Annotated in this window: 13 protein-coding genes; 7 read left to right on the top strand and 6 right to left on the bottom strand. The window is 40.0% G+C overall.

Translation table 11 applies throughout. The features are described from left to right. Nucleotides 1-61: 61 nt before the first annotated feature. Complete coding sequence (locus tag CXF76_RS09715; protein ID WP_101163544.1) at nucleotides 62-2,251, bottom strand: malate synthase G; 2,190 nt, start codon at nucleotides 2,249-2,251, stop codon at nucleotides 62-64. Between the two features lie 402 nt (nucleotides 2,252-2,653). On the opposite strand from CXF76_RS09715, the gene CXF76_RS09720 reads away from it, so the two are divergent. Next, entirely contained in the window at nucleotides 2,654-4,255 is a 1,602-nt protein-coding gene (locus CXF76_RS09720; RefSeq protein WP_024591564.1) for an isocitrate lyase, read from the top strand. A gap of 816 nt (nucleotides 4,256-5,071) precedes the next feature. On the opposite strand, the gene CXF76_RS09725 is transcribed toward CXF76_RS09720, so the two are convergent. From CXF76_RS09725 to CXF76_RS09745, 4 genes are all read right to left on the bottom strand, one after another. Continuing rightward, nucleotides 5,072-7,090 carry a S9 family peptidase gene (locus CXF76_RS09725; protein ID WP_101163545.1) on the bottom strand — a complete coding sequence of 673 codons (2,019 nt, stop codon included), beginning with the start codon at nucleotides 7,088-7,090 and terminating at the stop codon, nucleotides 5,072-5,074. Nucleotides 7,091-7,242: 152 nt separating this feature from the next. Then, nucleotides 7,243-7,977, bottom strand: a complete 735-nt coding sequence (locus tag CXF76_RS09730) for a 5-oxoprolinase subunit PxpA (RefSeq protein WP_101163546.1) — start codon at nucleotides 7,975-7,977, stop codon at nucleotides 7,243-7,245. A 1-nt stretch (nucleotide 7,978) separates the two neighbouring features. Then, entirely contained in the window at nucleotides 7,979-9,790 is a 1,812-nt protein-coding gene (locus CXF76_RS09735; RefSeq protein ID WP_101163547.1) for a glycoside hydrolase family 3 protein, read from the bottom strand. A gap of 809 nt (nucleotides 9,791-10,599) precedes the next feature. After that, nucleotides 10,600-11,124: a hypothetical protein gene (locus CXF76_RS09745; protein ID WP_024591569.1), complete on the bottom strand. Its 525-nt coding sequence runs from the start codon at nucleotides 11,122-11,124 to the stop codon at nucleotides 10,600-10,602. Nucleotides 11,125-11,273: 149 nt separating this feature from the next. Here CXF76_RS09745 and CXF76_RS09750 point away from each other — a divergent pair, with 149 nt between their 5' ends. Further along, the gene (locus tag CXF76_RS09750; protein WP_101163549.1) at nucleotides 11,274-15,296 is read left to right on the top strand and encodes a rhombosortase-dependent M36 family metallopeptidase; all 4,023 of its coding nucleotides are present in this window, start codon (nucleotides 11,274-11,276) and stop codon (nucleotides 15,294-15,296) included. A 459-nt stretch (nucleotides 15,297-15,755) separates the two neighbouring features. Beyond that, nucleotides 15,756-17,279, top strand: coding sequence for a sensor domain-containing diguanylate cyclase (locus tag CXF76_RS09755; RefSeq protein WP_024591571.1), 1,524 nt, complete (start codon nucleotides 15,756-15,758; stop codon nucleotides 17,277-17,279). A 676-nt stretch (nucleotides 17,280-17,955) separates the two neighbouring features. On the opposite strand, the gene CXF76_RS09765 is transcribed toward CXF76_RS09755, so the two are convergent. Continuing rightward, the gene (locus CXF76_RS09765) at nucleotides 17,956-20,037 is read right to left on the bottom strand and encodes a TonB-dependent hemoglobin/transferrin/lactoferrin family receptor (RefSeq protein WP_024591572.1); all 2,082 of its coding nucleotides are present in this window, start codon (nucleotides 20,035-20,037) and stop codon (nucleotides 17,956-17,958) included. A 140-nt stretch (nucleotides 20,038-20,177) separates the two neighbouring features. Between CXF76_RS09765 and CXF76_RS09770 the strand changes: the two genes are divergently transcribed. From CXF76_RS09770 to CXF76_RS09785, 4 genes are read left to right on the top strand one after another with little or no spacing between them, the layout of a single operon-like run. Then, a complete protein-coding gene (locus tag CXF76_RS09770; RefSeq protein ID WP_024591573.1) occupies nucleotides 20,178-20,987 on the top strand; it encodes a heme/hemin ABC transporter substrate-binding protein in 810 nt (269 codons plus the stop codon). Beyond that, the gene (locus CXF76_RS09775) at nucleotides 20,984-22,036 is read left to right on the top strand and encodes a FecCD family ABC transporter permease (protein ID WP_101163550.1); all 1,053 of its coding nucleotides are present in this window, start codon (nucleotides 20,984-20,986) and stop codon (nucleotides 22,034-22,036) included. The genes CXF76_RS09770 and CXF76_RS09775 overlap by 4 nt, the downstream gene beginning before the upstream one ends. Continuing rightward, nucleotides 22,033-22,821 (top strand): heme ABC transporter ATP-binding protein, encoded by a 789-nt coding sequence (locus CXF76_RS09780; RefSeq protein ID WP_029769942.1) that lies wholly within the window; start codon nucleotides 22,033-22,035, stop codon nucleotides 22,819-22,821. The genes CXF76_RS09775 and CXF76_RS09780 overlap by 4 nt, the downstream gene beginning before the upstream one ends. Beyond that, the gene (locus CXF76_RS09785; RefSeq protein WP_101163551.1) at nucleotides 22,818-23,537 is read left to right on the top strand and encodes a HugZ family pyridoxamine 5'-phosphate oxidase; all 720 of its coding nucleotides are present in this window, start codon (nucleotides 22,818-22,820) and stop codon (nucleotides 23,535-23,537) included. Before CXF76_RS09780 ends, CXF76_RS09785 begins: the two co-directional genes overlap by 4 nt. Nucleotides 23,538-23,559: the final 22 nt, after the last annotated feature.

Raw genomic sequence — 23,559 nt, forward strand, 5'->3', positions numbered from 1 at the left:
AGGCGATAAAAAACCAGCTTAAAAGCTGGTTTAGCACTTAATCTGAACTTTGCTTAAGCGGTTAAAGCGTATTCGTTTTTTGTGCCTTATATTTTATACGGTAGCTATGTAGTAGTGGTTCAGTGTAACCACTAGGTTGTGTTACACCCTCCAAAACCAGTGCAAGTGCAGCTTGAAACGCAATGCTGTTATTAAGGGTTTCTTCGTTTATTGCCATGGGTGTATACGCAGTGTCGTGCTCGTTTTGACCATCAACTACTTTGGCCATTTTAGCCATTGTTGATTTTATTTGCGCCTGTGAACACACGCCATTTAGCAACCAATTAGCCATATGCTGGCTTGAAATACGCAGTGTTGCTCTGTCTTCCATTAGCCCGATATGGTTAATGTCGGGTACTTTTGAGCAGCCAACGCCTTGATCAATCCAACGTACAACGTAACCTAAAATGCCTTGTGCGTTGTTTTCAAGCTCGCTTTGAATATCTTCTTTTGAAAGCGTTTTAGGGTCTGTCATTAGCGGCGGTGTAAGCAGGTCATTAAGGCTCGCAATAGTACGTTTAGCTATACTTTGCTGCTCAGTAAATACGTTTATATCGTGATAATGCATTGCATGTAGGGTAGCGGCTGTAGGGGAGGGCACCCATGCTGTATTAGCGCCTGATTTAGGATGCGCTTGTTTTTGCTCCATCATTAATACCATTTTATCTGGCATTGGCCACATGCCTTTACCTATTTGTGCTTTATGACTTAAGCCACAAGCAAGGCCAATATCGACGTTGCGATCCTCATAAGCTTGTATCCATGATTGCTGCTTAATCTGTGCTTTTGGAAGCACAACGCCCGCTTGCATAGAGGTATGAATTTCATCGCCTGTTCGGTCTAAAAATCCAGTATTTATAAATACAACACGCTCTTTGGCTGCATAAATACAGGCTTTTAGGTTTACAGAAGTACGGCGTTCTTCATCCATAATACCCATTTTAAGCGTGTTTTTAGGTAAGCTTAGCGCTTCCTCTACTAAGCTAAATAAAGTGTTAGTAAACGCTACCTCTTCAGGGCCATGCATTTTTGGTTTTACTATATTAATACTTTGCGCGCTGGTATTTTTAATACCTGTTTTTTTATTTAGGTCGTGCAGGGCAGCGGTGGCAGTAAACATCGCATCCATAATGCCTTCAAATACCGGTTGATTGTACACATCGGTAATCGCAGGATTCGTCATTAAATGGCCAACGTTTCTAACAAACATCATGCTACGGCCTTTTAAAGTAACGGTGCCACCATCAAGTGCGGTGTATGTTTTATCACTTTGCAGAGTGCGCTCTACAGTTTTATCGCCTTTTTTAAACGATTCAACTAGTTTACCTTGCATCAAACCAAGCCAATTTTTATAAACTTGTACTTTATCTTCTGCATCTACCGCAGCTACAGAATCTTCACAATCCATAATAGTTGTAAGCGCGGCCTCTAACACTACATCTTTTAAGCCTGCTTTATCTGCTTGGCCAATAATGTGGTGGTGATCGATATGTAGCTCTATGTGTAAATCATTGTTTTTTAATAACACTACGATTGGGTTTTGTGCTTCACCTTGATAGCCAATAAGCTGAGATGGGTCAGCTAATGTGGTTTGAGAGCTATCACGTAACGTAATTAAAAGTGCGCCATCTACTACTGAATAATTAGTGCTTTCTATATGCGAGCCATTAGTTAACTGCAATGCTTTATCTAAAAACTGGCGAGCGTAGGCCATTACCTTAAAACCACGAACAGGATTGTAGGTATTGCCTTTTTCGGCTCCATCGTCTTCGCTTAACACATCTGTACCGTATAAAGCGTCGTATAACGAACCCCAACGTGCGTTAGCGGCATTAAGTGCAAAGCGTGCGTTACTTACAGGCACAACCAACTGAGGGCCAGCTGTAAGGGCTACTTCGGGTTCTACATTTTGGGTTTCAATTTCAAAGTTGGCAGGCTCTTTAACTAAATAGCCAATATCTTGCAAAAAGGCATGGTACTTAACGCTATCCCACGTTTTATTAGCAAGATGGTAGTCATCTATTTGCTGTTGAAGCAATTCTCGTTTTTCAAGCAGTGCCTTATTTGTAGGGGTAAGTGTTTGAACTATATGTGCAAAGCTTTGCCAAAATTGATGCTCACTTAAGTGAGTGCCTGGTAGTAATTGATTTTTAACAAAATCAGCGAGTTGTGTGTCTACGCTGAGTCCTGAATGTGTGAGAGTGTGGGACATAATTGCCTTCCTTAAACGGTCGCGATGTTGTTGTGTGCTTGTGCGTTAAGGCAACAATAACTCAAAAAGGCAATGTTGAGTGCTTTTTAGCCATTCACAAAATGTATAGCCACAATAACAACTATAAATTTACTAAATCTAGAAAAGGAGCCTAATGTTGAATCAAGCGAAACGGAGCACACACTCCTAGCCACTCTCACAACATTAAAATAATTTATACCAATCTGCTTATGTATGGGGTCTATTTAACGTTAAGAAAATTACGCTAGAACTAGGCAAAAATTTTTGTATCTAGTTATTCTAAATAAAAAATTTTTAACGACGTTATAGTGCAATTTAATTCGTTAAATTGATCAAAGATTTATGCGGTTGGTATTACACACTCGTTCGAAGGATTTTATTATGACAACATATCAACGCGAAACAGACACACTCTCTACTCTTTGCCAATCACAAGGCAGCGCATGGAAAGCTATTAACCCTGAATACGCAAGCCGTATGCGTTTACAAAACCGTTTTCGTACAGGGATTGAAATTGCGCAATACACAGCAGACGTTATGCGTGAAGATATGGCTGCATATGACGCCGACACAAGCCTGTACACCCAATCTTTAGGGTGTTGGCATGGCTTTACTGCCCAACAAATGATGATGGCTATTAAGCGCCATCAAAAAACAACTAAACGCAGCTATGTATACTTAAGTGGCTGGATGGTTGCAGCACTTCGCTCTGCATTTGGTCCGCTGCCAGATCAAAGCATGCACGAAAAAACATCAGTACCTGCATTAATTGAAGAAATTTACACATTTTTAAAGCAAGCTGATGCACGTGAACTAGACCACTTGTTTAACGACCTAGATGCAGCAAAAGCGAATGGCGGCGATGTTCAAGCTGTTATTGATAAAATAGACAACTTTGAAACTCATGTTGTGCCAATTATTGCTGATATTGACGCAGGTTTTGGTAACGAAGAAGCAACTTACTTACTGGCTAAAAAAATGATTGAAGCCGGTGCGTGTGCCATTCAAATAGAAAACCAAGTATCTGACGCCAAACAATGTGGTCACCAAGCGGGTAAAGTTACCGTTCCACACGAAGACTTTTTAGCAAAGATTAACGCAGTACGTTACGCCTTTTTAGAACTTGGTATTGATAACGGTATTATTGTGGCACGTACAGATTCATTAGGTGCAAGCCTTACTCAAAAAGTACCTGTGTCGCAAACACCAGGTGACTTAGCAAGCCAATACAATGCATTTTTAGAAACGACGCCAATTAACGGTGTTGATGACTTAAATGAAGGCGACACAGCAATGAAAATTAATGGCCAGTTATGTAAACCAACTCGCCTAGATAACGGTTTATTTCAATTCCGCGAAGGCACTGAAAAAGACCGCGTAGTACTAGATTGTATTACGAGCTTGCAGTCGGGCGCTGATTTACTGTGGATTGAAACAGAAAAACCTCATGTTAAGCAAATTGCAGAACTGGTAAATCGTGTTAAAGAACACGTGCCAAATGCAAAACTGGTATACAACAACTCGCCTTCGTTTAACTGGACGCTTAAGTTTCGTGAGCAAGTATATCAAGAGTGGGAAGAAGCAGGCCGTGACCTTAGTGCTTACCCAAGCTTTGGCGACAATAAAGGCCTTATGGCACCAGAAATGGATGCAACAGAACTTGCGCAAGCAGCCGATTTACTAGTGCAAAACTTCCAGCGCGATGGCGCACGTGAAGCAGGTATTTTCCATCACTTAATTACTCTGCCTACGTACCATACAGCTGCGCTGAGCACTGATATTTTATCAGAAGGTTATTTTGGCGATATGGGTATGCTGGCTTATGTACGTGATGTACAACGCCAAGAAATTCGCCGTGAGCAAGCTTCTGTTAAGCACCAAGACCTAGCAGGGTCTAACATGGGCGATACACACAAAGAATACTTCTCTGGTGATAACGCGCTAAAAGCCGGTGGTGAAGATAACACCATGAACCAGTTTTAATTCCTAACTAGATAGTGTTACTCAAGGGCCAATAGGCCCTTTTTTATTGCTTTAAGTAAAGTTAGAACATTGAAGCATAATTACAGATCAGACTTTAACTAGGGCGTGTTGATCTTTGTGGATTGAAATTTGTTCAATCTAGGGGCGATTAAATCGCGGCGCGAGGTTTGTAACCTAGTGGGCTAAGTAAAAACCGAGCAACAAAGAGTTTATCGCCCCTAGAAAGAACCCAAAGGGCAGCGCATGTTTGGTATTTATGCTACGTTATCGCCTATTCATGGGGAATAACCACACTACATAAGCTCCGCCTTGCCTAAAAACCAAACATACTGCTGCAAATTAACCCACCAAAGTTCAACACGCCCTTGCCAAATCATGTTGGATCACTATTTAACTACCTGAGTGAATTTACAGATCAGAGTTTAACTAACCTTTCATAAAACAGCATATTTGGGGTGATTTTGCTGTAAAAAGCGTTTACAACAACTTTAAAAGGCAGGTAAGTGACTGATTTTTGCTTTAATAGGCAAACTTAGCGAATTTATAAACCGATTTTTTACTAACTTCTCTGTGCTATAAAACAAAATTTTACTAACTGATAGGCTATAAACAGTGACTCAAACCGATTTTTTACCAACTCAAGTTACAAAAAATGCTATAAACCGAAATTTTACTAACTGAAGTTTTAGCTAAGTCCGATATTTAACTGTCACAGAAGTGTAAAGGGGGTTTACAGTTTGAATGTTAAGGCGGTAAATACAAAAGCCACTTATTTGAAGTGGCTTTTATTTGAGCTATAAATTTATTACCCAGAGTTTATTTAGTGTGTTTATCAAACCACCATTGAATATAAGCTACTTTAGTCATTAAGTTTGATGGGCGAGCTGTAATACCATGCGATGCATTAGGAATGCGCACCATTGCAGTATCAACGCCTTGTAGTTTTAATGCCTGATAAAACTGCTCAGTTTCTGATATTGGTGTACGGTAGTCAGATTCGCCAGTGAGCAACATAGTAGGAGTTTTAACGTTTCCAACATAACTAATAGGCGAGCGCTTCATGTAATGCTCGATGTGATCCCACGGTTTACCCGGAAACCAGTAATCAGCAAAAAACGGGTAAAAATCGGCAGTTAGTACAAAGCTGATCCAATTAATAACAGGCTTAGCAACTACAGCCGCAGCAAAGCGATCGGTATGACCTACAATCCAAGCTGTTAGTACGCCACCGCCAGAGCCACCGGTTACAAACAATTTAGACTCGTCAATAAAGCCTTTCGCTATTAGCGCATCAACGCCAGTCATTAAGTCATCAAAATCGTTACTTGGATAATTATGATGAATAGTTTGTGCAAACTCTTTACCGTATGAATCACTGCCACGTGGGTTCATGTATAAAACGACATTTCCTTTGGCTGCAAACAGCTGAATTTCAGCGCTAAAGTGTGGACCGTAATTAGCTACTGGACCGCCATGTATTTCTAGTATTAGCGGATATTTTTTGCTGCGGTCAAATTCTGGTGGGTAAGCAATCCATCCTTGAATAGGTAACTCATCGTGACTTGATTTAATCCAAATTTCTTCCACTTTAGCCAAAGCTTTGTCGCCCAATGCATCTGCATTAAGGGTAGTTAAACGCTGCGCGTTACCGCGTTTAATTGTTGCTATATCAGCAGGGCGCTGAGTATCGGCAAGGGTAAAGGCTACTTCGCCATCTTCGCTTACATCAAAGTCGCCACCAGAATAAGGGCGACCAAAGGCAACACTGCCAATTTGGGTTGTTATTATTTTACGCTTGCCGCTGCGTGGTTGATAGGCGAGGGCAGTTTGACCTTTATCTGCATAGCTAAAGTATATGCCTTTGGAGTTTGCACTCCATTTTATTTGACCTACGCTACGATCAAAATCTGGCGTTAAGCTAGTTGTGTTACCTGTTTTTAAATCACGAATATAAAGCTGAGCGTTTTCGTAGTTAGTGCGTTTATCATCGTAACCTGTGTACGCTAAGTAACGACCATCGGGCGATACTTTAGGCTGCTCGTCAGGTCCGTTTCGGTCAGTAACTTTAGTTATATTTTGTGTGGCTAACTCGATTTGATAGATTTCATTGTTTGTGGGTTTTAGCTGGTTGTTTGTGTGCCTGTTCGCAGAAAAATAAAGCGACTTACCATCGTTACTAAAACTTACATCGCCTGCGTTATCAAACTCATCATGAGTGAGTTGTTTGGCATTACCACCGTTAGCGTCTATGGAAAATAATTGGCTAAAACCTTTTTGCGTATAACCGCCACCATCTGAACGATAATAAACATTATCGATGAATTTAGCGGGTTCTGCCCAGGTTGCGCCTTTTGGTTTGCCTGGTAAGCTCACTGGCGGTGAATTAGCGCTTGGAACAAACATGCTAAATATTAGCTGGTTAGAATCAGGGTTCCATGTAATCGAACGTGGACTACTCGTTAAGTTACTAATTTTTGCCATAGCACCTGTTTTAAGCCATTTTATATATATTTGGCTGCTGCCATCGCGAGTTGATATAAACGCAAGGCGTTGACCATCAGGAGAGAGGACTGGCGAATAATCCATATGCACGCCAGAGGTTAGCGGTTGCATTTGTTTGGTTTTGTAATCAACAGACCAAATATTACCAACTTTGCGATCTGTTTTTATATCCATGCGGTTACGCACAAAATAAACAGTTTTACCGTCTTCGGTTATATCTATTTGATTGGCATATTCTAAATTAAACACGTCTTGCAGTTGTAGTGTATTTGTTTCAGCGTAGGCTAAATTGCTACAGCCTAAAATGAGGCTAAGTGTTAAAAGCTTTTTCATTTTAATCCCTGTTGTTACTTTTTTAATTTGCTAAGTAGTTATATGTTAGGGATTATTAAATTAACAGTAGGATGCGATGAAGCTCTTATTTAACTCTATGAGTTAAAGCTGTAAAGGGGGTTTACAGCTTCTATTTGAGGTTGTGTAAAAGTTTAGTTAGCTGAGTTACACAGGGCTTTTATATCTTTTATAAGCGCTATGCCATCAGCGTTGTCGCCATGTACGCATAAGCTATGGGCGTTGAGCGTTAGTTTTTTTCCAGTTCGTGTTGTCACGCTGCCATCGGATAAAAGCTGAGTTACTTGTTTTAGTAATGCAGCTTTATTGTGAACACTATCCTCAAGTGTTCGTGACACTAAATGCCCGTCGTCGGTGTACTGTCTGTCGGCAAATGCCTCGAGTACTAAATCAACTCCTGAGCTTTTAGCTATTTGAATGTGCTTATTGGCATTTTTAGTCGCTAAAACCATTAGTTTCAAATCTATTGGGTACCTGGCAATTGCATTTATAACGGTTTGTAATATTTGCTCATCAGCCATCATGTCGTTATAAAGTGCGCCATGCGGTTTAACATAGCTAAGTGTTAAACCTTGTACTTTTGCCATGCCCTCAATAGCAGCTATTTGATAATGCAGGCAATTTGTAAGCTCTTTTTCGCTAAGTACCATTGAGCGCCGACCAAAGCCTTGCTTATCTGGGTAGCTTGGGTGAGCACCAATTTGTACGTTATGTTGCTTGGCAAGTACAAGAGTGTTTGTCATTACGTCGGCATCACCTGCATGGAACCCACACGCAATATTAGCCATATCAATATGTGGCATAACGTCATCGTCTAGCCCCATTTTCCACGCGCCAAAGCTTTCGCCTAAATCACAATTGAGTTTCATATTAGTGCGCCTTTTGCGGTTTTATTGTGACAGGTAATACGCCGTTAGCCGGTGCTTCTCCTAGTAACACTTTTGCAAGTGCGGTAAAAGCGGGACCAGACACAATATCGTTTTTATCTACATCAATATTATATGCGTAAGATGCAAGTACAGCATTTGCATAATTGCCAAATTTAGCAATGTCGTAAGGCGCTCTTAGGCTTATAAAAACAGTGCTTTTATTACTCTGCTTTGCCATCTTTAATAATGACTCAAGTGCTTTTGGTTGCTCTGCATTATTAAGTGCAAAATTAGGATCGTCTTTTAAATCATCCATACCGCCAATTTCTACCGCACTTTGATTAGGCGTTGCATTGCCGGCTATAACTACATCAGCAGCGTGTATTTGTGTTTTAGCTTGTGCAGGGTTAAACCCTTGTAGGCTGCTACAGCTATAGTTTAGTTTTTGCTGGCTGGTAGCTTCAATCGCTTGCTGCATTGCCATACATTTACGCGTGTCTGGCATAATAATATGAACATTACTTCCTGCTTTTAAATTAAGTGGCAAAGTACTGTTATTATTTTTAACCTGCGTTATTGCCTCTACAGCAAGCTGCGCTTCTATTTCGCGATGTGCTGCACTGCCGATTGTTTGCTTTGCATTTATGAGCGCGGTAATAGGGTCAAAATTAGTGCTTAATCTAAATTTATTTTTAAGCGTAATTATACGCATCGCTGATTGTGCTACTTCTTGCTCGTCAAGTTGGTTTGATTTAACCGCTGCAACAAGCTCTTTAATAAGGTCATCGAGCTTGTTTAAATCATCCGGCGTTCTAATTTCAACGGGCATTAGGGCAATGTCAGCCCCAGCCGCAAACGTATTTATTACCGCTTGAGTTGGTGTGAAAAAGTTACTAATGCCAGCCATATCAAGCGCATCAGTTACTACAACACCTTGGTAATTAAGCTCACCACGTAAAATATCAGTAATGATTGCACGCGACATTGTTGCCGGTTTTATCATAGTTTTGCCATTAACACTTATGAACGTTGTGCTATCGAGGGCAGGGTATTGAATATGCGCCGTCATTATCATGCCTGGGTTTTGCTTGGCGATAATGTGCTTAAACGGTGCTAAGTCTTGCTCGTAAATAACTTCTTTTGCATGGTTTACTTTAGGCAAACCTGTATGGCTATCTACATTTGTATCGCCGTGGCCTGGAAAGTGCTTTAACGAGGTAATAACACCGTTGTTCTCAAATCCTGCAACCTGTGCGGCGCCCAATTTACTCACTAATGCTGGGTTTTCACCAAACGAGCGTACATTAATAACAGGGTTATCGGGGTTCATGTTTACATCAACCGTGGGCGCGTAGTTTACATTGATACCCAGCGAGTTTAGTTCTTTAGCTATAACAGTTGCTGTTTTTGTCGCAAAGCTCGTACCGTGTTTTTTGTAGGTTGCGCCAATCGACATATTACCGGTAAATGAGGTGGCAACATCGCGTGGTAAACGCGCTACACGTCCGCCTTCTTGATCTATTGATATAAATAGAGGCAGCTTACTACTGGATTTACTTGCAGCTGTTTGCAATTGGCTATTAAGCGTAATGGTTTGTTCTATTGATTGGGTATTTTCAGAAAATAAAATAATTCCACCAATATCGTATTTAGCAATAGCGGTAGCAAGCTCATTAGGTAACTCGGTCATTGGAGTTCGGCATTTATTACTTGCTCCTTGCTGGCAAAAGTAGCGAAAGTCGAGTATTAACTTTTGCCCAAGTTGTTGTTCAAGAGAAAGCACGGGTTTAGCAAGCGAGGATTGTAATGGCATTAAACACCCAGATAAAAAAACGATAGACGGTACAATACACTTATTTAGCAAAACACACTCCAAGGCTAAAAAGTAGATAAATGTATGCAGCTTAACTACTTTTTAAAGTAACTGCAAAAGAAGGTTTTCTTTACAAAAACCATTAACGTATTGTAAAAATTGAAGAAAAATTATAGTTTTGAACTTAGTGAAAAGTTATATTTTTTCTGGCTTTATTGATATTAGGTAATAAATTTTTAATAGGGTGTAATTGCAGGCTTTATGCTCAATTATAGGTGCAAGTATTGAATGCCTCATACTTAGGATGGCATTCATTTTCGAAAGAATTATTAATAGCCTTAATCTTCGATTTCTTATTTTTCATTTAACGATTACAGCCTTTATTAGTACTTTAGTAAGTCGCTTTTATTCTACCTACCAAGCACAAAAGGAGCAGTTAAAAACGTACACTAAAAATAACTATGCCTACGCTAATAAACTAGCATCAACAACTTATACTCTTTAGAATCAGCAATGCAATAACCTGCCTATTCAACTAAAAATCATCTTGAAAAGACAATATTGTGGCGCGTTTAGGTAGAGAAGAATTTGTATTTTTTTACCTAAGAACAGCAAAGTGCGCAAAATAGCAGAGCGATTACGTCAAGCCGTTGAGTCTATAAATACGTAAACTATTGGATTTATAATAATTCCTATTGGCATTGCAACTTGGTCTGAGCATAGTAACGAAATAGACCAAGTTTACAAATGTGCTGACAAAGTACTTTACCATGTTAATAATATGGTAGTTGTAAGTGCATTGTTGCTGATTAAAAGTGTGTTTCGATAGGTGAGTAATCAATTGCAACTTCTACATTGCTCACTGAGCTATAATTGTTTAGATCTTTAGATAATCCTGCAATATCAACATCCTTTTCAACAAGTAATGTGTAATTGTGAGCTGTCGACTTAACTAACTCATAATTATTTTTTAACTCATCAGGCAAAGTATCGGTATTTAATGTAATGGTAAGAGTACCTGTTACTACACCTTTTTGCTTTAAGTTCTGATTATAAATAACGTCGCCTTTAAATAACTGCTCAGAGTTAAAAATAAGCTTATCACCCGATGAATTTATGCTTTTAGATGCTTTTTTCATAATACCTTGACTGCTTTCTTTTTTAGGGAAAATAGTGTCAGTTTTCTGGTTCTTAGATGGTTCTTTTATAATGATTTCTGCTGTTTTAGGTAGCGCCTGAGAGTTGTTAACCTCTGTTTTTTCACTGTTATTACATGCAGATAGTAATAAAGCTGCAATTATTGGCACTGAACTTGTAAAAATTATTTTTTGCATTCGTTTACCTTTGTTTACTTTTCTCTAAATTTAAAGCTATTCAGCTTCATTCAAGTATGTATATTAACAACTTAACTATGCGTTTACATAAAATAATCAATTAAAAAACATTAAGTGCTTTAATATAATAAATACAAACAGGTGGATACATGTCTCAATTTAAATTAACAACTATTGCCATAGTTGTAGCATCAACATTAGCAGCAGGTGAGCTAACGGCCGCTGAACAAACCCGATTTTATGATGTAAGTGCTACAAATGCAGTTACTCAGGGTACTTCTTTAGCTGCTGTTCAGCAGAGAACCTTAGCCGAACGCGCCACTGTATCGGGTCAAAAATCTATCTACGATGCACAAATGGGTAAAGCAACATTTTTATGGCAAGCAATAGGTCAGCGTAAGCCTGACATGGCTTTAATCGCAGCTGATAACCGTAATCAATATGCTGCTGACTTTTATATTGAAACTTTAACAGGTATTAGTAATCGTAAAACAACAGCATCTTCTGCTGTTATGGTTGATTTATCAGAGCAAAAACGCGGTTCTATTAGTGCAAAATACAAGCAACAAGTAAACGGTGTTGAAGTTTTTAACCGCGAATACAACTTGTTAATGGATAAAGAGTACAACCTAGTAGCAAGCTCGGGTTATTTTGCTGATACGTCGTCATCTAAAAATAAACTTGCTGCATTAACGGGTTTTGTAAGCTCTGAGCAAAGTATAAAAAAAGCATTTAGTGAATTAGCAAATATTGATGTCTCACTTCGTAAAATTGGTAATGAAGGTGGATATGCAAAATATGAGGCTAAATCATTAGATGGCTCTAAGATTGTTTTAGGTACACCACGTGCAAAAGAAGTGTTTTTTGAAGTTGCAGGCGAGCTTAAATCTGCTTACTACATTGAAGTAGAAGTAGCAGAAGTTGGCTCTTTAGAAAGTGACTACTTTAGTTATGTAGTAGATTCGAATAACAGCAAAGTATATTTTGCGAAAGATTTGAAATCTCATGCAGCTGACTTTAATTACCGTGTTTACGCTAACCAAGATGGCTACCCAATGGAAAGCCCGCACGGTGACGTAATTCCTGCAGATGGCCCAGGGCAAGTAGACGAGACTGAGATTTTAGACGCGCCAATGGTATCTCTATCTTACTACAGTAAACTAAGCACAATGGACCCATGGTTAGCTGATGATGCAACGACAACATCAGGTAATAACGTATTTGCTTACGCAGATGTGGTTGCACCTCAAGATTTTAGTGAAGGTGACTTTACCGCTGAAACAACAGCAGACTTCACATTTGACTACCCTTATCAAGTAGATGAAGTTGCAAATAGCTACGCAAACCGTAAAGCGGCTATTGTTAACTTGTTTTATATGAATAACTTTTTACATGATTTTTTCTATGATCATGGTTTTGATGAGACGTCAAATGTAGCTCAAGTATCTAACTTTGGTCGTGGCGGCGTAGAAGGTGACCCGATTGAAGCACAAGCTCAAGATAACTCAGGTCGTAATAACGCAAATATGTCTACGCCAGCTGATGGTGCTAGTCCACGTATGCAAATGTACTTGTACAACAGTAAAGATGCCGTTGTTGGTGTAGATTTTGGTATTACAGTAACTTCACATGACTCTTTAGGCCTTTTAGCTTCAACAAAAGAATCTGGCTTTGGTAAATACCAATTCAGTGATGTGGCTGCAGAAGTTGTTCGTTTAGATGATGGAAATACAGTAGATTCAACAAGCGTGAATGATGGTTGTGAGCCTGCTATAAATGCAGCTGAACTAGCGGGTAAAATTGCAATTGTAGACCGTGGCTCATGCTCATTTACAATTAAAGTAAAAAATGCACAAGATGCAGGTGCAATAGCAACTATCGTTGTTAATAATGACCCAGATACAGCAGAACCGGCACCAATGGGCGGTGAAGACGATACTGTAACTATTCCAAATATGGGTTTAAATTACGCTGATGGTCATGCAATGTATGACCTAATTGATGCTCGTGAAGTTGTTACTGTAAACATGTTTACCAAAGCAACATTAAAAGATGGTACGTTTGATAATGGTATTATTGCTCATGAATGGGGTCACTACATTAGTAACCGCTTAGTCGGTAATTCATCAGGCCTTATTAACTTCCAAGGCCGCGCAATGGGCGAAGGCTGGGGCGATTTCCACTCATTAATGTTTATCGCTAAAGAAAGCGATATAAATATCACAGGTAACGATAAGTTCCAAAAAGCATATGGTAGCGGCACATTTGTAGAAGACTTCTACTTCGGTATTCGTCGTCTTCCTTATTCAACTGATACAGATGTAAATGCATTATCGTTCCGACATATTACTGAAAATGCTGGTGCTGATATTGGTATTTCACCAACAAGCGTGGCTTCTCCTCATGCTGCCGGCGAAATTTGGGCAACTGTATTATGGGAAAACTACGTAACGCTTATTAACGAGCATGGCTTTAATGAAGCACAAACTCGAATGGCAGATTACTTAGTTGCAGGTTACAAATTAACACCTATAGCACCAACCTACACTGAAGCACGTGATGCTATTTTAGCTGCTGCCTATGCAGTAGACCCTGCTGATTACAAATTAATGGTAGGCGCATTTGCTAAACGTGGTATGGGTCTTGGCGCAGTATCGCCAGATCGTTTCAGTGAAGACCTTACTGGTGTAGTTGAATCAGATAAAACACAGCTTTCTAGCTATGCATTTGCAAGTGCTGACTTAAACAATATGTACAATGGTACAGAGCTTGGTTTTTGTACTAACGACAATATTTTAGATAAAGGCGAAACGAGTACGGTTAGCGTAACAATTACTAACCGTGGTAGTGAAGTACTTAGTGGTACAACAGCACAGCTGACAGTTATAAGCGATCATGATGTAACATTTGAAAATGATGGCCTACTTACTTTTGGTGAAGTTCAACCGTACGAAGCAATAACTAGTAACGATATTAAAGTTACTTTGAACGAAGCGGGTACAGCTGAAACACTAGAAATTGAAGTCACATTCCCTGAAATTGAAACGGATGATGATATCGTTGAAGCGCTTGATCAAACACTTACGTTTGAAGTAAATATGGGCTTTAAATCAGAAACGCCTGTTGGAGCTGTAGTTTCAGATGATATGGAAGTAGCAAGTTCATCACTATTAGATTTAAAAGAAAACGTAATGTTTGGTGGTGATTTAGCTGCTGGCACTCAAGTAATGGATAATAGTAGTAATATTGCATTCTTTGAACAAGGTGGCTTTGGGCTAGGCACACAAGCAATGCGCCTTGTAAATAATGGCTTCCAATCGGATGTAGCAGTAGAGAGTAAGTCATTCGAAGTCGGTTACTCTGGCGACTTTGAAATTTCATTCTGGCATTTCTATAGTATCGAGGAAAACTGGGATGGTGGTGTTGTAGAAGTTAGTGTTAATGGTGGTGACTGGGTTGATGCTACTGAAATTGGCGGCACATTTGATGTTGGCTATGACGCTGTTCTAATCGAAAACGATTCTCAAGAGCTTCAAGAACGTGAAACATACACAGGTAATAACGTACAAGATAGTGGCGCGTATGGTAATTATGAAACTATCAACTTTGGTGATGCTCTAAACGGCAACTTAGTAAAGGTACGCTTTAGAATTTCATCAGATGGCGCAGTAAGTGATTTAGGTTGGTGGATTGATAACCTAACTATGTCTAACGTTTTATCTCCTGTATTTTCAGAACTTGTAGCGGGTGATTCACTAGCATGTGATAACGCAGCTCCACTTGTTTTAGTCGAAAGCGCTTCAGCGGAAATCACTGAATCTGCTACAGGAACAATTACAGCAACAGCGTCAGATCGCAATGGTCAAACACTAACTTATGCTTGGACTCAGGTTAGCGGTAGTGATGCTACGCTCACTGGTACTGATACAGCAACTTTGAGCTTCACACCTGCAGCTATTACTGCAGATGAAGAGCTTGTTTTTGAAGTTGCCGTAAGTGATGGTGTAACAACTGTGACTCAACAAAGTACTGTAATGGTAAAAAATGAAGCGGTAGCAACAGTGCCTGTAACAGAAGCAAAATCTAGCGGTGGTGGTAGTTTTGGCTTTATAGCTTTATTACTTACTCCATTAGTATGGTTTAATAGACGTCGTAAAAACGTTAGTAAATAAGTTTAAATAACATCCCGTCGTCTCTAAACACATGACGGCTTTAATGAAAGGCCAGTAGCTTTTGCTTCTGGCCTTTTTTATAAACTTAGTGTGATGTTTTTAGTCCTGACCTCATATTAACTTTTTCATGGCCATACACTTTGACTTATCTATTAGTCATATTGCCTTTTTATACGACATCAACAACTTATATCTTAAAGCTTAATAAACAACCTCGGTGCGTTCACTTAGTTGGCTAGAGTTTTACTGATTAAAGGATAAAAAATGGCAATGCTGGAATATATTATTTATCACGCCATACCCTAACGCATAGTCGCTAAATTGAACAAACCAACTTAATTAAAAACACTTAAACGGGTATAATACCTAACTTCGTATAATACGCGCTGAATTTGAGTGCTTTGGAATGCAGCTTTGCTATATAAATTACTACCCGCTTTAAATTTAAGATTTCTTATATTGCTACTCGCATTCTCTGCAGCACTGAGCACATTGGTAGGGAGTTTTTATTCTACCTATCAGGTTCAAAAAGAGCAGTTAACATCATATACGCTAAAAAGTAATTTAGCCTATGCACAAAAATTAGCCTCCGCAACTGATAACTTTTTAAAGTCTGCGCTTCAGCAGCTTGAATACTCAGCTAAAATTATTGAGCAATCACCAAATAACTCCAAATTATTAAACGATGAAGCCATTCGTTTAAATCATCAAACGGATAGCTTTAACTCTGTTGTGATTAATTTACATGGCGTAGTTGCAGCGACGTCGCCTCACTTTGAAAGTTTAATAGGCCAAAAAATACAGTCTCCAGGAGCAATAGAAGCACTAAAAGAAAAACGCCCATTAATTAGTGAGCCTTATTTATCGGCAGCTGATAATTTAATTGTTTTTATATCGCACCCGCTATTTGATTCTGAAGATAAGTATTTAGGTTATATTGGGGGCTCTCTTTATTTAAAAGAGAAAAATATTTTAAATGAGCTTTTAGAACAACATTACTACAAAGGTGGTTCGTACCTTTATGTTGTTAGCTCAAATAAGCGCATTTTATATCACCCAGAACCTGCCAGAATCGGCAACGTTATTGCTAACAATGCTGTGATTGACGCTGTTATAGGTGGCGAAATAGGCACTTCAACGGTTATTAATAGCTTAAATAAGCCGATGCTCGCAGGCTACGCACCCATTACTTTATCTAAATGGGGAATAGTGGCGCAAAGACCATTAGAATCAACGCTCTCTTCGCTAGATACATTAACTATTGAAGTCATTGAACAAACAATACCTATGGCATTAGTCACATTTATTTTTATTGGTTTATTCGCACACTTTATAGCAAGGCCGCTAAAGCGATTAGCCGATAACGCAAATACACTCGATGATCCAAAAAGCTTAGAAAAACTTAAAAGCGTGAAGTCGTGGTATTTTGAAAGTCAAAAACTGAAGTTAGCGATGTTAAGAGAGGTTACTTTATTACAAGCACAAATAGGTGTGCTACGCCATGACTCACAAACAGATCCCTTAACAGATACGCATAACAGAAGAAGCTTAAACGGCCTACTTAACCAGCTTATGCTAAAGCAAACCCCATTCGCTATATTAGAAATTGATATCGACTTTTTTAAACGTGTTAACGATACTTTTGGACATGGTAAAGGCGACGAAACTTTAGTTTCGCTAACAAATATAATTAAAAAACTATCAAGAAGAGACGACATAGTATCAAGAATCGGCGGTGAAGAATTTGTTCTTGTGCTACCAAATGAAAACAGCCAAAGTGCCTATAAAATAGCAGAGCGTTTACGTAAAACAGTAGAATCGACAGAAATAAACACCATTGGAACAATCACTATTTCTATAGGTATTGCAACCTGGCCTGAGCATAGTACTGATATTGCACAAGTATATAAATGTGCCGATAAGGCGCTATACCATGCTAAAGAGGATGGTCGTAACCGATGCGTAGTGGCCGATATTAGCTAACCACAGCTTTGTTAAGTAATACTCTGTATTACCTTAAATTGATAAATACTTTACACAGAGTGCATGAGTTTATTAAGCCAGCCATCTGCTTTTGATGGCTTGTAAATCATTGCTATGCCTTTGCTATAGTGACTGTTAACCCCCTTTACAGTTATTTTGTAAGCCCTAAATCGTCAATAACAAAATTTGGTAAATACGCTAATCCCAAAGCAGTTTTACTACCAAACTAACCTTTTAAAATCCGTTATATGTTGAAAAGCAAACGACAAATAAAACACAAAAAATGCATTTTCATTAGTAAAACTAACGCAGCAACAAGGCTTGGTAATTCATAAAATACAAAGTAATCGTTAAGCTTAGTGCCGCTTACTAGGGGGAAGTATAACGGGTAATTAGAGTGCGACAGCGCAATAAATACAACGCTTGCAAGTAAGCTAACGGCATATTTTAAAAACGCCCCCAGCTATTTAGAAACCCAAGACTTTGCGATTAATTAATTTATAAATAACGGCGATTTTGGCTTTAAAAGTGCTGTTTATATTAAGTGTTAATGGGCATTAAGTATGTAGAGGTGTACCTGAATATACTCACCATTAAGTAATTTGACTTGGGTAAATATGTGGCAGGCAAACGCTGCATACCCATGCAGCGTTTATTGCCATTTGTTTAGCCCTAATTAAAACTGATAGCTTACCCTTGCTGAAAAGTTACGCCCAGGTTGGGTGTATTGGCTAAAATCAGCACTTTGCGATTGACCTGCAATCAACTCAAAAGGTACATATTCTTTATCGAGCAAGTTAAGTACACCTACATTTAGCTGCCACGCTTGCCATTCGTAGTTTGCGTATAAATCAACAACGCCGTAGCCATACCCTTGCGTAGTTTTATCATCGTTTGCATCAAGTACTACATCCGATTGCGATTTAGCTAAACGCAACGCAGCGGTCCAGTTAATATTACCCAGCTCTGTACTTAACAATATTGAGCCATTTAACGGGCTAATGCTGGTAAGTGGCTGATCGGTTTCTTTATTTTCACCATCAACGTAGGCCACATTTGCCTCAAGCAGAATATTTTCAGCAACATACACGGCAATCCCTGCTTCTACACCGCTTATTTGTGTTTCGCTAATATTTTGATACTGATACAGAGTTTTGTTTACATTAGGAATGTACGTTGGCTCAACACCTACTACGGCGGTTTCAATAAAGTCATCGAATGCTGCATAAAAAGCACTTAAATTTACGCTAATATCGCTGCTTGCGTACCTAAGCCCAAGCTCAAATGAGTCGCTGCTTTCTGGGTCTAAATCGGCATTTGGTAGTATTTGATAAAACGGTTCAACGCCGTGGCTTTGATAGGCTTGGTCGTGTGGTGGTATTTTAAAGCCTCGTACGTATTGCCCATACCACGATAAGTTATCATCCACTTGATATATAACACCTAGCTTAGGCGAAAAAGCAGATTCGGTAATATCATCAAGCTGCGCATCGGCATATAGCTCATCACTTTTAGCTTCTAGGGTGTAGTAATCATATCGCACGCCTGCAATAACCGACCATGCGCTGTTTTTAAACGAAATACTGTCTTGCACATAAGCGCCAATTAAAGAGGTATCAGCACCCGGAAACGCTTTTTGTTTTTGGTCTGTAAAATCAACGGTGCCATCAGCTAAAGCACGCGTTTTTAAACGTGGCCGAGTGGTGTCGTATAAATCGATATCAATCCCGTATACCACTTCGTGATCGGCACTCTCTGCGTTAAATCCTTTATTAAATACCGCTTTTAAACCTAAAATATTTTGCTCAAAGCGATAGTCGTTATAATCGGTGTAGGTGCTTGCTGCACTTATTGCATCACTTTGTTGCTCGTAACTACTATAAGACACTTGCCCGTACCATTTATCAAACGCAGCTGTAGCTACCTCTGAATGGTAATCTAGCGCCAGTGACCAACTAGTGTCGTCTTCCTCGGTTTCTTGAACCGCGGGGGTTATTACTTGCTCAGTCGTTTGATTAAAATAATCAAGGGTGTATTTAAGTGTGCGTTTTTCATCAAGCTGTTGTTCAAATTTAACTAATAAAGCGTCCGACTTTGCATCATAACCGGGTAAGTTTTCGTCGTAGTTTTGTACTTCTTCGCTGTCGCGATGGCTATAAACTGCGCTTACTGCAAAGTCGCCTAAGTCTTTTGCACCGGTAATATCAGCAGCAATTTGGTTACTTTGACCTTGATACCCCAGTGCCATTTTTACATAGCTGCTGTTATCTTTTAGATAATCGCTTGGATCTTTCGTGGTTATAACCACAATGCCACCGAGTGCGTCAGAGCCATATAAAGACGATGCAGCACCTTTGGCTACTTCTACTTGTTTTACGCCTGCTACATCAAAGTAATTGCGGCCAACTAAATAGCCCCCTCCGCCTGCATAACCATCGTTGGTGCGTCGGCCATCTTTTATAAATACAACACGGTTACCACCAACACCACGTACAGTAAGTGTTTGCGCGCCTGCACCACTGCCTGTGGTTGCAATGCTTGAATCGTATTTAAACATGGTTTGTAAATCTACAGCTAGCTGGCGCTCTATATCTTGCTCGGTAATAACCGTTACTGAGCCTGTTACATCTTTAAGCTTTTGTTCAAAGCGCGAGCCACTCACAACAATATGATCGTCAATTATGTTTTCGGCAAATGCAGTGTCCGATCCGAGTAATAAGGTTGCTATAGCAGTAAATTTAAATGTAGAGGGGTTCACTTTAACTCCAAATGATAATAGTTATTATTTATGGCGAGGATGTTACAACTAAGTCAAATTAAGATCAATTAATTATGATAATCATTTTCATTTAGATTTAACTGGTTATAATAGCCGAAAAATAAAAGCCGGAGTTTGTAATGAAATACCTATTTATATTGTTTGCTTTAGTCACTCAACCTGTACTTGCACAGGAGCGCGTTATTAGTGCTGGCGGTACCCTTACAGAAATAATTTATGCGCTGGGCAAACAAAGTACCCTTGTAGCGGTTGATCAATCTAGTATGTACCCGCAGCAAGCTACGCAATTACCACAAGTGGGTTATTACCGCGATTTAGCGGCAGAAGGCGTACTTTCAATGCGCCCAACCACCTTGTTAGCGCTTGAAGGCGCAGGGCGAAGCCAAGCACTTAAACAAATTGAGGCAACTGGGATTAAACTAATTCATTATAAAAAACCCACCTCAGTTAATGAGCTACTTGAGCTAATTAAACGCCTTGGTACCGATTTAAACGCCAAGCAAAAAGCGCAATCGCTTATTACGCACATTACAGACTCATTACCTGAAAAAGCAAAACAACAAACGCACAGTGCACTATTTTTACTCTCAGCTAATGAGCGCGGGCTTGTTGCCGCAGGGCAAGAAACCGTCCCTAATTTATTATTTAGCTATGCGGGCATTACTAATATAGGCGCTACACATTCAGGCTTTAAAGTAATTAATACCGAAGTACTTGCTGTAAATCAGCCTGACTTTTTAGTTGCGCCAAAGCATGTTGTACAAAGCATTGGCGGCAAGCAGGCTTTTTGTAAGCAACCGAACCTACGCTTATTAAAAGCTGCGCAAAGCTGTAACTTACTTGTAATGGATAGCCTGCTTTCGCTTGGCATGTCGCCACGTATTGCCACAGCAATTAATGAGCTTAACGAGTATAAAACCCGCTTATGAACACCCTAACATTGAGCCGCTTTGTGCCTATAACACTTAGCCAAACTCATAAATGGATGCTATTAGCCTCTGTTTGTATTTTTGCTTTGGCGCTACTAAGCATTGGGTATGGCCCTGCAGGATGGGATTGGCGTTTAGCTATTGCCTGGCTTGCACCCAAGTACTTTAATCAGTTTGATGCGCTGCAAATTAATGTAGTAATGCAAATACGTTTGCCGCGTTTTGTGCTTGCTGTATTAGTAGGGTTGGTACTTGCCCAAACAGGGGCGGCAACCCAAGCGCTTTGCCGTAACCCGCTGGCAGACCCATCTATTATTGGCATTAGTGCAGGTGCGGCAATGGTTGCAGTGGCGTTTATTGCACTTAGCGCGCAGTTTAATTTTAACGCTCAGTTGTATTTACCTTATGCGTCGTTTTTAGGGGCGCTTGGCGTTACCTCGCTGGTATATTTTATTGCCAAGCAGCAGGGGCAAATTAATATCACCACACTTATATTGGTAGGAGTCGCTATTAACGCGTTAGCATTCGCTGTTATTGGGCTACTGAGTTTTTTTGCCGACGATAGCGCGCTACGATTAATAAATTATTGGACCATGGGCTCATTAGGCGGAGCAAGCTGGAGCACGATTATTCAAGCTGCGCCGTTACTGTTTATCAGCCTAATTGGCCTGTGGCGGTTAAAAAATCCCATGAACTTACTCCTTATTGGCGAGTCACAAGCTCAGTACCTAGGAGTAGACACCAATAAGCTTAAATTATATGTCATTATACTCGTTGCATTAGGGGTAGGTGCGGTTGTAGCGCTTACCGGTTTAATAGGGTTTGTTGGCTTGGTAGTCCCGCATATTGCCCGCTTAATGGTGGGGCCGCATTTACGTAATATGCTGCCGCTTTGTATGCTAATTGGCGAAGTGGTATTGCTACTTTCTGACTGGCTAGCACGCATTGTGATCATGCCATCAGAGCTACCCATTGGCATTATTACCGCGCTATTGGGTGCGCCATTGTTTATTTATTTAATAGTGAAAAATAAGCGAGGTTGGTCATGATCACGTTTAACAACCTAAGCGTTGGCTTTGATAATCACAGCGTTTTAAACGCTATTAATGGCAGCGTTAAACAAGGGCAACTTGTAGCACTACTTGGTGAAAATGGCGCAGGTAAATCTACCTTGCTGCATACCTTAGCAGGTATGCACTCCTTTACAGGCAGTGTACTTTTTAATGCTAAGCCGCTGGCCTCTCACGCTAAAAAACGCCTTGCAACACAGCGCGCAGTCATGATGCAAGCTAACCACGTAGGGTTTGATTTTAATGTATTTGAGCTTATTGCAATGGGTCGCTATCCGTATGTAGAGTCATTAAAAATGCAAAGCGAAAAAGTACATAAATATGCCGCTATTATGGATTTAAACCAGTATTTAACTCGCCGCGTAAGTGCCCTTTCGGGCGGAGAGCAACAACGTGTTCATATGGCGCGTACTTTAGCCCAGCTCGATGCCTTTACACAATCGGCTGAGCCAAAACTAATGCTGCTCGACGAGCCTACATCAGCACTTGATATGCGCCACCAACATGCTTTGCTCAGCTGCGTTAAAACCTTTGTAGAGCAGGGCAACAGCGCCATTATTGCAATACACGATCTAAATTTAGCCAGCCTTTATGCAACCGACGCTATTTTACTGCACAACAAAAAAGTGTTGCAAAGTGGGCCTATAAACACCGTATTAACAGAACCAAACTTACAACAAATGTACGCCATGAAACTGCACGTAAATCCTCATCCTTATAACGATGCACCCATGGTTTTTTCTCAACGTCAGGAGTTTTTATGAGAGAGCAAGCATTAAACGATGCACGCACCTTGGTTTACAAAACCAATGCCGGTGTCATGTCGACTATTTCTAATAATTTACGCGGCTACCCGTTTGGCTCAGTAACCCCCTATATGTGCGACGAACAAGGCCGTGTTTACTTTTTTATTAGCGATATAGCCCAGCACACTAAAAATCTAAAGCACGACTCACGTATGAGCCTTACCGTATTTGACGCCGCCGACTACGGCGATCAAAACGAGCACGGGCGAGTAACGCTTGTAGGCGATGGCTCTGTTGTGCCAAGTGAGCAAGCACACACTTTACTTAATAACTATATTGCCCTATACCCCGAAGCCGCTAGCTATCGCAATGCGCACGACTTTCAATTATGGCAATTAGACGTAATTCGTGTGCGTTACATTGGTGGCTTTGGCAAAATATTTTGGCTTGAGCAAAACGAATGGCAGGATGAGGCAAAAAACTGGGACGAAAGCCAACAGCAAAGCATGATAAGTCATATGAACGACGACCATAAAGATGCTATGTCGCTCATATTAATGCAGCACTACAGCGTAGCTGATAACACCCCAATAATGAGCGGCTTATTACCCACTGGTTTTTATATACAAAGCCAAAAGCGTAATTACTTTATTAACTTTAAAACCCAGTGCAACAGCCCGTTAGAGGTTCGTAAAGCGCTGGTTGAGCTAACCAACCAAGCCCGAAATAACTAAACTAAATACATGACGACATAGT

The sequence above is a fragment of the Pseudoalteromonas sp. 78C3 genome (assembly GCF_002836695.1).
In the GTDB taxonomy this organism is placed as follows: domain Bacteria; phylum Pseudomonadota; class Gammaproteobacteria; order Enterobacterales; family Alteromonadaceae; genus Pseudoalteromonas; species Pseudoalteromonas arctica.